The sequence below is a fragment of the Streptomyces olivaceus genome (assembly GCF_000721235.1).
Taxonomy (GTDB): Bacteria; Actinomycetota; Actinomycetes; order Streptomycetales; family Streptomycetaceae; genus Streptomyces; species Streptomyces olivaceus.
On sequence record NZ_JOFH01000003.1, the window covers coordinates 289,005 to 302,094 of the forward strand.

Consider the following 13,090-nt stretch of genomic DNA (forward strand, 5'->3'; position numbering starts at 1 on the left):
GTATGAGGGAGCCGGCCCCGGGGCGGGGATCCGACGCGCTGTCGGCCGCCCCCGGGCACGGTTCCGGCGCGGGGCCGCCCGTGCCCGGCGGGCCCGCGCCGGCCGCTGTCCGGCCGCGCCGCCGCCGGGGCGCTACTCGGCGAGCAACGCGTAGGCGGTGGCGATGAACGGGTCCCGGGCGCGGAAGCGCCGGCTGCACACCGCGGCCAGCGCGGTGCCCGTGTCGGGCCTGAAGCCCAGGAACGCCTGCTGGCCCAGGGTGGCGCCGCTGTGGAAGTACATCGGCCCGCCGTCCGTGGGATGCCGGAACCAGCCCACCGTGTGCACGTGCCGGTGCCCCAGTCCGCGCCGGAGCACCGGCACCCGCACCGCCCGCAGCGCGCCGGCGGCCGGCGAACGGGCCGGGTCCAGGTGGGCCTCCAGGAAGGTGAGCAGGTCGTACGGGGTGGACCGGACCGCCCCGGCCGCCTGGAAGCCACCCGCGTCGAAGGCCGGCACCGGTGTGCGGCCGTCCTTGCGGTGTCCGACGGCGTCGGTTCCGGGGCCCTCCGCGCGCAGCGCCGTACCGCTCAGGCCGAGCGCGCGCAGCACCTGGCCGTCGACGAGGTCGTCCCAGGAGGTGCGGGTGGCCGCGGCGACCGCGTGGCCGAGCACGGAGACGCCGTAGTTGGAGTAGTGCCAGCGGGTGCCGGGCCGGTGGCGGGGGCGGTGGCGCAGGAAGGTGTCGGTCAGCCGCCCGGCCGGGTAGCGGGCGTAGGGGTTGGTGCGCCAGGCGGGCAGGCCCCGGCGCACGAAGTCGGCCGGGAGGGCCGGGAGTCCCGACGTGTGGGTGATGAGGTGGGCGAGCGTCACGGGGTCCCGGTCCGGCGGGCGGCCCGGGTCCAGGCAGGCGGCGGCCGGTTCGGCGCCGGTGAGCACACCGCGCCGGATCAGCCGCGTCAGCAGCAGCGCGGTGAACGTCTTGGACGCCGAGCCGATCTCGTAGCGCAGGTCCTCGCGGGGGACGTCGGGCGGCTTGGCGGTGCCGCCGCTGTGCACGGTGCGCCGGCCGTTCCGGGAGACGGCGAGGACGACGTCGGGGGCGTCGCAGGCGTCCGCCGCCTCGGCCAGCCGCGCGCGCAGGGCGGCCTCGTCGGCCGCCGCGGGGCGTACGGGGGTGTCCTCGCCGTCGGGTACGCCGGGCCACGGTGCGGGTCGGGCCGTCATGAGGCGGTGTGCGCCAGCTCGGACAGCGCGCGGGACGTGGCCAGCAGGGAGGCGAAGGCGGCGACCAGGGTCGGGTGGTAGACCAGGTCGAACAGCGTGCCGGGGTCGCCCTCCGGCATCGTGCGTACGGCGGGCATGGCGCCGTCCGGCTGCTGCGCGGCGGCGAAACCCCGCCAGGCGGCCTCGTCCAGGGTGGGCCGGGGCAGGCAGGCGTCCACGACGAGGAGTTCGCCGAGCAGGTCCCAGCGTTCGAGGTCCAGCCAGTCGTCGATCCAGACCGGCAGCCAGGTGGCGAGGTACTCCGCGAGGGCCGGCGGCAGTCCGCCCGGATTCTCGCCCCAGTCGGTGAGGTGGAAGACGGTGTGCGTGATGTCGTACGCCGTGTGGCCCTCGACCGTCCACGGTTCGGGGGTGCCGGCCAGCCAGGTGGCGGGCACCAGGTCGGCCTCGGGCGGGCGGGCGCTCAGGCCGAAGCGGCGCTGGAAGGCGGACAGGCCGAGGCGCCGGGTCGGGGTCACCGGGAACCGCGCCCAGCTGTCCAGCCGGTGGTTGAGCAGCGTCGCGCGCTCCACCTCGGGCTGGCTGTAGCCCAGCTCCTTGAACGGCAGGTACGTCTCGAAGGGCACGGGCGAGAAGGGTTCGACGCGCTGGCCGCGTGCCAGCATGGCGCCGCCGTCCAGGGTCTCGCGCCAGGCGTGGTCGAGCAGTTGGCGGGCGAGCTGGGCCTGCCGGGAGCCGGCGACGCCCTCGCGGAAGAGTACCGCGCAGATGGAGGCGAGTTCGCCGACGGGTTTGAAGCGTTCCAGGAAGCCGGTCTCGGGGTCGACGTCCGGCTCCAGGCGGAAGCCGTCGCGGTGGGCCCACAGCCACTCCAGTGCGCCGGCCCCGACGCGGTGGATCAGGCGGGTGTCCGTCATCCCGGCACTCCTTGTCCGGCGTGCTGTCCGGCGTGCTGTCCGGCGTGGTCGGCGTCCCGCTGCCGGGCCGCCGTGAGGGCCGCCGCGAACACGGTCATCAGGGTGGAGTGGTAGCAGTCGGCGAAGTCGTAGGGGTCGGGGCCCGCGTCCGCCCCGGCGGCGTCCTGCGCGGCACCCTCCTCGGGGACGGCACCGGAGGAGTCCTGGGCGGTCGCCAGACGCTGCCAGGCGTCGTCGAGAACGGCCGGCTCGGGCGGGCGCGGCAGGCTGGCCGCCACCGCCAGCAGCTCGCAGCTCAGGTCCCACATCCGGGCCTCCAGGCAGGTGTCGAGCCAGGGCGGCAGCCAGTGCGGCAGGTAGTCGGCGAGGCCGGGCGGCACGCCCCGGGGGGCGAGCCCCCAGTCGGTGACGTGGAAGACGACGTGGGTGAGGGCGTACCCGGCCGCGCGCTCGAAGGTCCAGGGCTCGGGCAGGCCGCCCAGCCAGGTCCGGTCCAGGGCCTGCGCGGCGCTCCCGTGCGGGCGGATGCCGCTGTGCCGCTCGGCCTCCAGGACACCGAGCCGCCGCGTGGGGTACTGCTCGGTCAGCCGCCAGCCCCGGGTGCGGGCCACCACGGCGGCGGACGCCTCGTAGCCGGGGCTGCGGAATCCGGCCGAGGCGAAGGCGGCGTAGATCTCCAGCGGGTAGGTGGCGAACGGCTCCAGCGACTGCATCAGGCCGAAGAGCTCGCCCCGGTGGGTCTGCTGCCAGGCGAAGTCCAGCAGGTCGCGAGCGCGGGCGTGCAGCGGGCCGGCCGGCGGGGTGCACAGGGACACCGACGCGCAGACCCTGGTGAGTTCGCCGAGCGGCTTCCAGGTGCGGTTGACCTGTCCGTCGGCCGCCAGCGCGTCGTCGCCGAGCGCGAAGTCGTCGCGGTGCGCCCACACCCAGCCGAGGGCGGCCTCCCCGACTCCCTCGACGCTCACAGCAGGACCGCGGCCGGCATCAGCCGCGCCGCCTCCAACTGCAGGACCACGCGCGGGTCCGAGCCGCCCATGAGGCGCACGAAGTCGAGACCGGCCTCCAGGCCGAGGGTGTCGGGCACCCCGTCCAGAAGGGTGAGCCAGCGTCCGGCACCGGCCGCCTGCTGCCAGTCGCGGCGGCGCACCGCCCGTACGAAGCCGCGGGCGACGTCGACCGGCCGGCGCCGTGCCGCGCGGGTCACCGCGCACTCCTCGCCGGGCAGCGCGAGCGGCGCGAGCACGGCGAGCTGGTGGGTCAGTGTCTGCCATCCGGCCGCGTCCAGCCAGTCGGCGCCGGGTTCGGCGGCCGGCTCGGCGGCATCGGGTCCGGTCAGGGGGTGTTCGAGCCGGCGCAGGGTGCGCGCCATGGCCCAGTGGCTCCACACGACGGCCGGGGCCGCGTCGGCGCGCGGCGGATGGGCCGCCACGGCGTCCTTGAACACGGCGAGTTGGCCGGGGGCGGGGGAAACGCGCAGCAGGACGCTGGGCAGCAGCGCGTCGGCGCCCAGCACTCGTACCGCCGCACGGGCGACGCCTTCGCCCGCGCCGCCTGCCGTCAGGGTGCTCCCCGCTCGCACGTGGTCCCCGCTCCGAAGAGCGGAGACCACGTCGGAAGCGAGGTCCAGCACCGTGCCCTGCAGGAGGGCCGACGTGCTCGACTGCTCCATGTCACTCTCCCGTCGGTCCGTCAGCCCTTCTTCGGGCGCGGGGTCGGCGGGGAGAGCAGGAGGTTGGTACCTCCGGACTGCAGTGCGAGCGCGGCGCACTCGCGGCTGTCGCGGAAGACTCCGTCGGGCTCGGCGGGGTCGAGTGCCGCGTCGATGTCGATGTTCTCGGTGCGGACGACTTCCTCGAGCACCTCGTTGGAAGGCATGTCACCATCTCCCTCTGGTAGCCAAGTGGCCTTCACGTCCAAGGGTGTCCGGTGAGTCACAAAACATGCCTTCTTTCTCAAAATTCTCAGAAGATAACTTCTTCAACTTTTCGGACGCATTGGATATATCAGGCAGACGTCGCCGTGTGGCGCCTGAGACGCCATACGTGATCCTCGCGGTAGCCCTCGACGCCCTCCGGCGAGGTGCTCTCCCGGCGGACGGTCTCCTTCGTTCCGACGGCCCACTCGCCCTCCGCCAGTCCCAGTTCGGCGACGACCCCGTCCAGGGTGGGGAAGACCGCGTCGAAGGGCGGCTCGGTCTGCCACGAGGGCCAGCCCGCGTGCAGGACGAGCAGCAGGGTGCCGCCGGACGCCACGGCACGCGCGGCGGCACGCAGGACCGTCTGCTGGTCGAGGGCGACCGGGGACTGCAGGTACTGGGCGCTCACCAGGTCGAACGAGCCCCCGGGGAAGGACTGTCCCAGCTCGTGCCGCTCCCAGGCGACGCGGTCGCCCACCCCCGCCCCGGCGGCGTGCGCGGCGGCCCGTTCGAGGGCGGTGGCGGAGATGTCCACGCCGGTGACCCGCCAGCCGCGCGAGGCCAGCCACACGGCGTCCGCCCCCTCGCCGCAGCCGAGGTCGAGCGCGGTGCCGGGGGCGAGACCGCTCGCCTCGCGGACCAGGAAGGTGTTGGGGCGGCCGCTCCAGACACGGCCGGTGTCGCGGTAGCGGGCTTCCCAGAACTCCGCGGCGGTTGCCGTGGCGGGCAGGTCGGTCATGACGCCTCCTGAGGTGGTCGGACGGTCTGCTCGGCGGGGCGCGCGGCGCGGCACCCCGCAGGCAGGCTGTCCCGACCGGGCGGGCGGCGGCAAAGTTCTTTGCCGGAGCGGCAAACCGGGCCGCCGGCAGGCCGACCCGGAAGGGGCCGTCGGCCCACCCCCTCCGAACGGTGGGGAACCGTCAGCCCGTCAAGGCGTCCGGCTCCGCTTCCCGGCCGTCCGTGCGCACCCACACCGTCCGCCGCGGGAAGGGGATCCCGATGCCCTCCTCGTCCAGCGCCTCCTTGACCCGGCGGCGCAGTTCGCGGGTGACGCCCCACTGCTGGAGCGGCACGGTCTTGACGGCGAGGCGCACCAGCACCCCGTCGGCGTCCAGCGACTGCACGCCCCACACCGCGGGGTCCTCCAACAGCGCGTCCGCGAAGTCCGGCTCCTCGCGCAGTGCCCGGCCGGTCGCCTCCAGGACGCGGTAGACGGTGTCGAGATCGGCGTCGTGGGCGACGGCGACGTCCAGGACGGCGCGCGCCCATTCCTGGCTGTCGTTGCGGACCCGCAGGATCTCGCCGTTGCGGATGTGCCACAGGCCGCCGTTGAGGTCGCGCACGTGGGTGAGGCGCAGGCCGACGTGCTCGACCTCGCCGACGGCCTCGCCGAGATCGACCGAGTCGCCGACGCCGTACTGGTCCTCGACCATGATGAGCAGCCCGGACAGGTAGTCGGCGACCAGGCTCTGCGCGCCGAAGCCGATGGCCAGGCCGACCACTCCGGCGCTGGCCAGCAGCGGGCCGAGGGCGATGCCTATCTGGTCGAGCACCATGGCCACGCCGACCATGAACAGCACGATGGTCACGGCGCTGCTGAGCACCGAGCCGATGGTACGGGCGCGCTGCTCCCGTCGCTGCCGCACCCGGGAACGGTCGCGGTGCAGGACGGCGGCGCCGCGGGCCTGCCGGCGGGGGCGGCTCCGCTCGGTCTCGCCCGCCGAGGGCTCCAGGACCCGCTGGACGACCCGGGTGATGGCCCGTTTGGCCACCGCGCGCACCACCAGCAGGATGACGACGATCACCGCGATGCGCAGGGGTATCCCGATCAGTGCCGCGGTGTGGTCGCCGGCCCAGTCCGACCACGAGGCCGCCAGCTGGGTTGTCGTGACCGGGTCGGCCGGTGGGGAGGTGTGCGACATCGGCTCGGCTGCTCCGTTCTTCGGGGACGACGTGTCTGACGTCGCAGCCGCCTACCCACGGGCCGCCCGAACATGACGCCGGGTGTGTCGTGTCACGGCCGTGACACCCTTCCTCACTCACCCCTTATGCCGGACAGTTACGACATCTTCACTCGGTACCGGTGCATCACCGGTCATCACCGGCGTACGCCGGGGTACCCGCACGGGGTCGTCCACAGCGGAGGAGGACCTGCGGCGTGATTACCGTTGCCGTCCTGATACTGCCCGGGCTGGGTCTGCTGCTGTTCAGCATGACGTGTCTTGAGGACCGGCTGTTCGCTGATCCGGGGCCGCCCCGGCACGCCCGGCGCGGGCATCTGCGGCTCCTGCCGGGCGGCAGGGCGCACGACGGCGCCCCCGCCTCCGCCTCGGCCCCCGCCTCCGCCTCCGCCTCCGCCTCCGCGTCCGACGCCGAGCCCGTCGACGCCGTTTCCGCCTCCGCTCCCGCCCCCGCCCTCGACTCCGAGACCGCGTCGGCGCGTCGGGACGCCGCCTGAGGTCCTGTCACGTCGCCGGCGCGCGCCGGCGGACCCCGCCGCGCGGGCGCGCGCTCCTACCGGCGATGCTGTCCTGAGCAGGACGACGCCGGCCGGCTCGGACGAGAAGACACGGGCCGCACGGCAACGGGCACGGACGCAGGGAGAGACGGGATGGACGGCGGCGGGCAGGGACACCTCGCGGGAGACCGGGACGCGGACGACGACTTCGTCGGGTTCTGGCAGGAGCGCCGGGTGTGCTTCCTGTCGACGCCGCGCGCCGACGGCAGCCCGCACCTGGTTCCGGTCGGGGTGACGTACGACCACGCGAGCCGCACGGCACGGGTCATCACGAGCCGCGGTACCGCGAAGGCGCGCAACGTGACGCGGGCCGGGCGGTCCGTGGTCGCCGTGGGCCAGGTGGACGGCAGGCGCTGGTCCACCCTGGAGGGCGTCGCGACCGTGCGGGAGGACGCCGAAGCGGTCCGCGACGCGGAGGCCCGGTACGCGGCCCGCTACCGGCAGCCCCGCGCGAACCCCGAACGGGTCGTCGTCGAGATCGCGGTACGGCGGTTCCTCGGCACCGTGCGGCCCGGCGGCGCGGGGCGCCCGGGCGCGTGAACCCCGGCGGGACCGGGCGCGGGTCACTCCCCCGCCCGACTCCGCCGGCCCAGCCGCCCCGGCCACCAGGTGACGGCGCCGATGTCCCGCGCGAGGGCCGGGACCAGCAGCGAGCGCACCACCAGCGTGTCCAGCAGGACGCCGAAGGCCACGATGAAGGCGATCTGCACCAGGAAGGCCAGCGGGATGACCCCGAGGGCGGCGAAGGTCGCGGCGAGGACCACTCCGGCCGAGGTGATGACGCCCCCGGTGGCCGTCAGTCCGCGCAGGATGCCCTCCCGGACCCCGTGGTGCAGCGACTCCTGCCGCACCCGCGACATGAGGAAGATGTTGTAGTCCACGCCCAGGGCCACCAGGAAGACGAACCCGTACAGCGGTACGGAGGCGTCGGTGCCGCTGAAGCCGAAGACGTGGGTGAAGACCAGGGCCGAGACGCCCAGGGTGGCCAGGAAGTTCAGGGCCACCGTCGCCACCAGCAGCACGGGCATCAGCAGGGAGCGCAGCAGGGCGATGAGAATGACCAGGATGATGGCCAGCACCACCGGCACGATGAGGGCGCGGTCGTCCTCGGCGGTGCGCTGCGTGTCGTACTGCTGGGCGGTGTAGCCGCCGACCAGGGCGTCCGCGCCGGGCACGTCGTGGACGGCGGTCCTGAGGCGGGCCACCGCGCTCTTGGCGGCGTCGCTGTCCGCGGACGCCCGGAGCGTCGCATCGATCCGTACCCGCCCGTCGACCACCTTGGGTTCACCGCCGCCGGGGCGCCCCGAGTCGCCCACCGGGGCGGCGGAGTCGACGCCCCGGGTGCCGCGGGCGGCCGCGAGGACCGGGTCGAGCCGGTCGGCCGCGGCGACGATCACGACCGGGTTGCCGGAACCGCCGGGGAAGTGCCGGGCCAGGGTCTGCTGGGCGGCGACCGACGGGGTGTCGTTCACGAAGATCTCGTCCAGGGGCACGCCTTTGGAGTTCAGGGTCGGCGCGAAGGCGGCGCAGGCGAGGAGCGCGGCAAGCGAGATGGCCCAGATGCGGCGCGGCGCCCGGTCCACGAGTGCGGCGATGCGGTGCCACAGCGGGTGCCCTGCCTCCGGGTCGCCGCCGCGGACCGGCTTGGCCGGCCAGTAGGCGGCCCGGCCGAGCAGGACCAGGACGGCGGGCAGGAAGGTGAGCGTGCTCAGTACGGCGCAGACGATGCCGATGGCGCCGACGGGTCCGAGCGCCCGGTTGTTGGTGAGGTCGCTCAGGAGCAGCGCGAGGAGCCCGAGGGCGACGGTGGCCGCGCTGGCGACGACGGCGCCCCAGGAGGCGCGCAGGGCGGCGCGGACGGCGCCGAAGCGGTCGGGGTGCCGGGCGAGTTCCTCGCGGAAGCGGGCGGTGAGCAGCAGCGCGTAGTCGGTGGCGGCGCCGATGACCAGGATGGAGAGGATGCCCTGGACCTGGCCGTCGACGCGTACGACGTCGCGTTCCGCGAGCGCGTAGACGATCGCGCAGGCCAGGCCGAGGGCGAAGACGGCACCGAGGATGATGACCACCGGCAGCAGCACGCTGCGGTAGACGAGCAGCAGGATCACCAGCACGGTGACCAGCGCGACGCCCAGCAGCAGTCCGTCGATGCCCGAGAAGGCGTCGGAGAGGTCGGCCTGGGACGCCGCGGGTCCGGCCAACTGCGCCCGGGTGCCGGAGACCTCGTCGGCGGCGTCGGCGATCCGCTCCAGCGTGGCGGGCAGGGCGTCGCCAAGATCGGACTCGACCTGGACGACGGCTTGCAGCGCCTCGCCGTCCTCGGAGGGCAGCGCGGGCGACGCCCGCCCCACGAGGCCGGGCGTGCCCGCCAGAGAGGCGAGGGAGCGGGTGGCCTCGGCCCGGTGGCCCGTGACGGAGCCGCCGCCGTCGGCGGTCCACACGACGATCACCGGAAGCGTCTCGTCCTGCTGGAAGGCCTCCTGGGCGTCGGTGACGCGGGTGGACTCCGCGCTCTGCGGCAGGAAGGCGGCCCGGTCGTTGGTGGCAACGTCGCCCAGCTTGCCGGCGTAGGGGCCGAGGGCGCCGCCGATGCCGAGCCAGACCAGGAGCAGGAGGGCGGGGACGAGCCAGCGGGCCCGTCGCGTGGGGGTGGACATCGGCGCGGCACTCCAGGGCTTCGACGGACGGGCGGTGCGGAAGTCACTCGATCATAAACAATCTCAATGATTAAATTACTTTGAGGCCTCGTGACACTCCGGACACACCGACTACTGCCCCGGTCGCTCCTCCGGATGCGGCTCGGCGGCGGGCAATCGGGACCGATCAGGCGGGAGACCGGCGGTCGTCGTCCGACCGCACCGAGCGCAGTTCCTCGTTCATGGCCGTCAGGAACCGGATGACGACCGCCAGTTCGTCCTCGTCGAAGCGGGCGCGGGTGGCGGCGGCGGCCTCGGCCAGCGGACGGAAGTACGTCCGGGCCGCTTCCCGGGCCTCGGGCACGTAGTGCAGGTGCACGACGCGCCGGTCGGCGCTCTCCCGCACCCGGCGCACGTGCCCCGCCCGCTCCAGCCGGTCCACGCAGGCCGTCACCGCGCCCGAGGTCAGTCCCAGGTGGTCGCGCAGCCGGCCGGGTGTCATGGGCTCGCGCGCGTCCAGGATCGCGGCGAGCGCCTGGACGTCGGTGGCGTGCAGTCCTCGGGTGCCCGCGAAGCTGTGCACGAGGCGGTTGACCTCGCCGTTCATCCGCCTGAGCCCGGCCGCGAGCACGTGCAGGTCGCTCGGCCCGTTCCCCGGCCCGTTCCCCCGCTCGTGCCCGTGCTGTCCGCGCTGGTTCGCTGTCGCCACGTGATCAGCGTATAGAAGGGTCAACCCTGGCCGGGGCACGGCCACCGTGGCCCTCTTCGGGGAAGGGGTCACGGTGACGGCTGACGACCAGAGCGACGGAGTTCCATGAGCCAGGCAAGCGAAGGACACGACCGGGTGGACGGCGACGGTGCGGGCACGGGACTGCGCTGCCTGGTCACCGGGGCCACCGGATACATCGGGGGCCGGCTCGTGCCCGAACTGCTCGACGCCGGGCACCGGGTGCGGTGCCTGGCCCGTTCCCCGCACAAGCTGCGCGACCATCCGTGGGCCGGGCGGGCCGAGGTGGTGCGGGGCGACGTCACCGACGCCGACTCGGTGGCGCGGGCGCTGGAGGGGGTGGACGTCGCCTACTACCTGGTGCACGCGCTGGGCAGCGGCGACGACTTCGAGGAGACCGACCGGCGGGCGGCCCGCACCTTCGCCGAGCGGGCCGAGGCGGCCGGAGTGCGGCGCATCGTCTACCTGGGCGGCCTGACGCCGTCCGGCGTGCCGGAGCGGGACCTCTCGCCGCACCTGCGCTCCCGCGCCGAGGTCGGCCGCATCCTGCTGGCGTCCGGCGTGCCCACGACGGTGCTGCGCGCGGCGATCGTGATCGGCTCCGGGTCGGCGTCCTTCGAGATGCTGCGCTACCTCACCGAGCGGCTGCCGGTGATGGTGACGCCCAGCTGGGTCCACACCCGCGTCCAGCCGGTCGCCGTACGGGACGTGCTGCGGGCGCTCACCGGCAGCGCGACCATGCCGCCCGAGGTGTCCCGGGCCTTCGACGTCGGCGGTCCCGACGTCCTCACGTACCGGGAGATGATGGCCCGCTACGCCCAGGTCGCCGAGCTGCCGCGGCGCCTGATCCTGCCCGTCCCGATGCTGTCGCCCGGCCTGTCCAGCCACTGGGTCGGGCTGGTCACGCCGGTCCCGGCGGCCATCGCGCGGCCGCTCACCGAGTCGCTGCGGCACGAGGTGGTCTGCCGCGAGAACGACATCGTCCGGTACGTGCCGCCACCGCCGGGATACCCGCTCGGCTTCGACGAGGCGCTGCGGCTGGCGCTGCAACGGGTGCGGGAGGCCCGGGTCACCACCCGCTGGTCGTCCGCGTCCGTGCCGGGCGCGCCCAGCGACCCGCTGCCCACCGACCCCGACTGGGCGGGCGGCAGCCTCTACACCGACCACCGCGTGCTGACCGTCGACGCGCCGCCCGAGGCGCTGTGGCGGGTCGTCGAGGGCATCGGCGGCGACAACGGCTGGTACTCCTTCCCGCTCGCCTGGGCGGTACGGGGCTGGCTGGACCGGCTGGCCGGCGGGGTGGGCCTGCGCCGCGGGCGCCGGGACGCCGCGCGGCTGCGGGTCGGCGACTCGCTCGACTTCTGGCGGGTGGAGGAGATCGTGCCGGGCCGGCTGCTGCGGCTGCGCGCCGAGATGCGGCTGCCGGGGCTCGCCTGGCTGGAGATGTACGCCGAGACGGACGACGCCGGGCGGACCCGGTACCGGCAGCGGGCGCTGTTCCATCCGCGCGGGCTGGCGGGCCAGGCGTACTGGTGGAGCGTGTGGCCCTTCCACGCCGTGGTCTTCGGCGGCATGGCCCGCAACATCGCCCGCGCCGCGGCCCGCGCCTCCGCACCGGCCGACGCGCCCGCCCCCTGACCCGGCCCGCAGTCGCGTGCGTCCCGGGCCGGCACGGTTGTCCGTCGTCGCTGAGCACCGCGTTGCGAGGGGTGTCGGGCGTCCCCGCGCGTCCCCGGCCCGGGCGGCCGTCCCTCCGGTAGCGTCGCCCGACACCCCCGCGCGAGGAGTCACATGACCACGTCGGTCGTCCTGTTCACCCGCGATCTGCGGCTGCACGACCACCCACCGCTGCGCGCGGCCCTGAACGGCTCCGACGCCGTCGTGCCGCTGTTCGTCCGCGACCGGGCCGTCGACACCGCCGGTTTCGCCGCGCCCAACCGGCTCGCCCTGCTCTCCGACTGTCTGCGGGACCTGGACGCGGGCCTGCGCGAGCGGGGCGGGCGGCTGATCGTCCGCTCCGGCGACCTGGTCGCGCAGGTGTGCGCGGTCGCCGCGGAGGCGGAGGCCGACGAGGTGCACGTGGCGGCCGACGTCAGCGGACACGCGCACCGGCGCGAGGAGGCGCTGCGGTCCGCGCTGGAGGCACAGGGCCGCCGGCTGCACGTCCACGACGCCGTGACCACCGTCCTGGCCCCGGGGGCCGTCACCCCGGCCGCCTCCGACCACTTCGCCGTGTTCACGCCGTACTTCCGGCGCTGGGCCGAGTGCTCCGTCCGGGACGCCCTGGCCGCGCCCCGGAAGGTCCGGGTCCCGGACGGCCTCCGCTCGGAGCCGCTGCCCGCCCGCGAGGACCTGGCGGGACTGTCACCGGGACTGGCGCGGGGCGGGGAGCGGGAGGCCAGGAAGCGGGTGTCGGCCTGGCTGCGCGGCGGCGTCACCGGGTACGCGGACCACCACGACGACCTGGCCGGCGACGCCACCTCCCGGCTCTCCCCGCACCTGCACTTCGGTGCCCTCTCCCCCGTCGAGCTGGTGCACCGCGCCCGGCGCGGGGGCGGCCCCGGCGCCGAGGCGTTCGTGCGGCAGCTGGCCTGGCGGGACTTCCACGCCCAGGTCCTGTCCGCGCGCCCGCGCAGCTCCGCGGCCGACTACCGCACCCGGCGGGACCGCTGGCGCACCGGCGCCGCCGCCGAGGCGGACGTGGCGGCGTGGAAGGACGGGCGGACCGGCTACCCGATCGTGGACGCCGCGATGCGCCAGCTGCGGCACGAGGGCTGGATGCACAACCGGGGCCGCCTGCTGGTCGCCAGTTTCCTCACCAAGACGCTCTACGTGGACTGGCGGATCGGCGCCCGGCACTTCCTGGACCTGCTCGCGGACGGCGACGTGGCCAACAACCAGATGAACTGGCAGTGGACCGCCGGCACCGGCACCGACACCCGCCCGCACCGCGTCCTCAACCCGACGACGCAGGCGCGGCGCTTCGATCCCGACGGGGTGTACGTCCGGCGCTGGGTGTCCGAGCTGGCGGGTCTCGAGGGGCGGTCCGTGCACGAGCCGTGGCGGCTGCCGGAGGCCGAGCGGTCCGCGTACGGCGCGTACCCGGACCCGATCGTCGGCCTCGCGGAGGGCCTGGAGCGCTTCAAGCGGGCCCGCGGACGCGACTGACGCCCG

Annotated in this window: 13 protein-coding genes; 4 read left to right on the forward strand and 9 right to left on the reverse strand. The window is 75.0% G+C overall.

What is annotated here, in order from left to right; all coding sequences use genetic code 11:
- Positions 1–132: 132 nt before the first annotated feature.
- The 7 genes from IG94_RS0105880 to IG94_RS0105910 form a co-directional block, all read right to left on the reverse strand.
- Complete coding sequence (locus IG94_RS0105880) at positions 133–1,206, reverse strand: serine hydrolase domain-containing protein (RefSeq protein ID WP_031032036.1); 1,074 nt, start codon at positions 1,204–1,206, stop codon at positions 133–135.
- A complete protein-coding gene (locus IG94_RS0105885) occupies positions 1,203–2,123 on the reverse strand; it encodes a DUF6895 family protein (RefSeq protein ID WP_031032038.1) in 921 nt (306 codons plus the stop codon). The genes IG94_RS0105880 and IG94_RS0105885 overlap by 4 nt, the downstream gene beginning before the upstream one ends.
- Positions 2,120–3,088, reverse strand: coding sequence for a DUF6895 family protein (locus IG94_RS0105890; RefSeq protein WP_031032040.1), 969 nt, complete (start codon positions 3,086–3,088; stop codon positions 2,120–2,122). Before IG94_RS0105890 ends, IG94_RS0105885 begins: the two co-directional genes overlap by 4 nt.
- Complete coding sequence (locus IG94_RS0105895) at positions 3,085–3,792, reverse strand: hypothetical protein (RefSeq protein WP_031032043.1); 708 nt, start codon at positions 3,790–3,792, stop codon at positions 3,085–3,087. The genes IG94_RS0105890 and IG94_RS0105895 overlap by 4 nt, the downstream gene beginning before the upstream one ends.
- A gap of 20 nt (positions 3,793–3,812) precedes the next feature.
- Complete coding sequence (locus IG94_RS0105900) at positions 3,813–3,998, reverse strand: hypothetical protein (RefSeq protein WP_031032044.1); 186 nt, start codon at positions 3,996–3,998, stop codon at positions 3,813–3,815.
- 128 nt (positions 3,999–4,126) lie between these two features.
- Complete coding sequence (locus tag IG94_RS0105905) at positions 4,127–4,777, reverse strand: class I SAM-dependent methyltransferase (protein WP_031032046.1); 651 nt, start codon at positions 4,775–4,777, stop codon at positions 4,127–4,129.
- Positions 4,778–4,958: 181 nt separating this feature from the next.
- Positions 4,959–5,960: a mechanosensitive ion channel family protein gene (locus IG94_RS0105910; RefSeq protein WP_031032049.1), complete on the reverse strand. Its 1,002-nt coding sequence runs from the start codon at positions 5,958–5,960 to the stop codon at positions 4,959–4,961.
- Positions 5,961–6,196: 236 nt separating this feature from the next.
- On the opposite strand from IG94_RS0105910, the gene IG94_RS42815 reads away from it, so the two are divergent.
- Both IG94_RS42815 and IG94_RS0105920 read left to right on the forward strand, forming a co-directional pair.
- Complete coding sequence (locus IG94_RS42815) at positions 6,197–6,496, forward strand: hypothetical protein (RefSeq protein ID WP_052410558.1); 300 nt, start codon at positions 6,197–6,199, stop codon at positions 6,494–6,496.
- Positions 6,497–6,649: 153 nt separating this feature from the next.
- On the forward strand, positions 6,650–7,096 hold the full coding sequence (locus IG94_RS0105920) for a PPOX class F420-dependent oxidoreductase (protein WP_031032054.1): 447 nt from the start codon (positions 6,650–6,652) through the stop codon (positions 7,094–7,096).
- 23 nt (positions 7,097–7,119) lie between these two features.
- Here the strand turns inward: IG94_RS0105920 and IG94_RS0105925 are convergent, their stop codons facing one another.
- Both IG94_RS0105925 and IG94_RS0105930 read right to left on the reverse strand, forming a co-directional pair.
- Entirely contained in the window at positions 7,120–9,210 is a 2,091-nt protein-coding gene (locus IG94_RS0105925; RefSeq protein WP_031032058.1) for an MMPL family transporter, read from the reverse strand.
- A gap of 166 nt (positions 9,211–9,376) precedes the next feature.
- A complete protein-coding gene (locus IG94_RS0105930; protein ID WP_031032059.1) occupies positions 9,377–9,898 on the reverse strand; it encodes a MarR family winged helix-turn-helix transcriptional regulator in 522 nt (173 codons plus the stop codon).
- Positions 9,899–10,003: 105 nt separating this feature from the next.
- Between IG94_RS0105930 and IG94_RS0105935 the strand changes: the two genes are divergently transcribed.
- Positions 10,004–11,554: an SDR family oxidoreductase gene (locus tag IG94_RS0105935; protein ID WP_031032060.1), complete on the forward strand. Its 1,551-nt coding sequence runs from the start codon at positions 10,004–10,006 to the stop codon at positions 11,552–11,554.
- A 153-nt stretch (positions 11,555–11,707) separates the two neighbouring features.
- Positions 11,708–13,084 carry a cryptochrome/photolyase family protein gene (locus tag IG94_RS0105940; RefSeq protein ID WP_031032062.1) on the forward strand — a complete coding sequence of 459 codons (1,377 nt, stop codon included), beginning with the start codon at positions 11,708–11,710 and terminating at the stop codon, positions 13,082–13,084.
- Positions 13,085–13,090: the final 6 nt, after the last annotated feature.

Coding starts and splice junctions, on each gene's coding strand:
- IG94_RS0105880 (WP_031032036.1), bottom strand. CDS start 1,206: ATGACGGCCCGACCCGCACCGTGGCCCGGCGTACCCGACGGCGAGGAC.
- IG94_RS0105885 (WP_031032038.1), bottom strand. CDS start 2,123: ATGACGGACACCCGCCTGATCCACCGCGTCGGGGCCGGCGCACTGGAG.
- IG94_RS0105895 (WP_031032043.1), bottom strand. CDS start 3,792: ATGGAGCAGTCGAGCACGTCGGCCCTCCTGCAGGGCACGGTGCTGGAC.
- IG94_RS0105900 (WP_031032044.1), bottom strand. CDS start 3,998: ATGCCTTCCAACGAGGTGCTCGAGGAAGTCGTCCGCACCGAGAACATC.
- IG94_RS0105905 (WP_031032046.1), bottom strand. CDS start 4,777: ATGACCGACCTGCCCGCCACGGCAACCGCCGCGGAGTTCTGGGAAGCC.
- IG94_RS0105910 (WP_031032049.1), bottom strand. CDS start 5,960: ATGTCGCACACCTCCCCACCGGCCGACCCGGTCACGACAACCCAGCTG.
- IG94_RS0105920 (WP_031032054.1), top strand. CDS start 6,650: ATGGACGGCGGCGGGCAGGGACACCTCGCGGGAGACCGGGACGCGGAC.
- IG94_RS0105925 (WP_031032058.1), bottom strand. CDS start 9,210: ATGTCCACCCCCACGCGACGGGCCCGCTGGCTCGTCCCCGCCCTCCTG.
- IG94_RS0105935 (WP_031032060.1), top strand. CDS start 10,004: ATGAGCCAGGCAAGCGAAGGACACGACCGGGTGGACGGCGACGGTGCG.
- IG94_RS0105940 (WP_031032062.1), top strand. CDS start 11,708: ATGACCACGTCGGTCGTCCTGTTCACCCGCGATCTGCGGCTGCACGAC.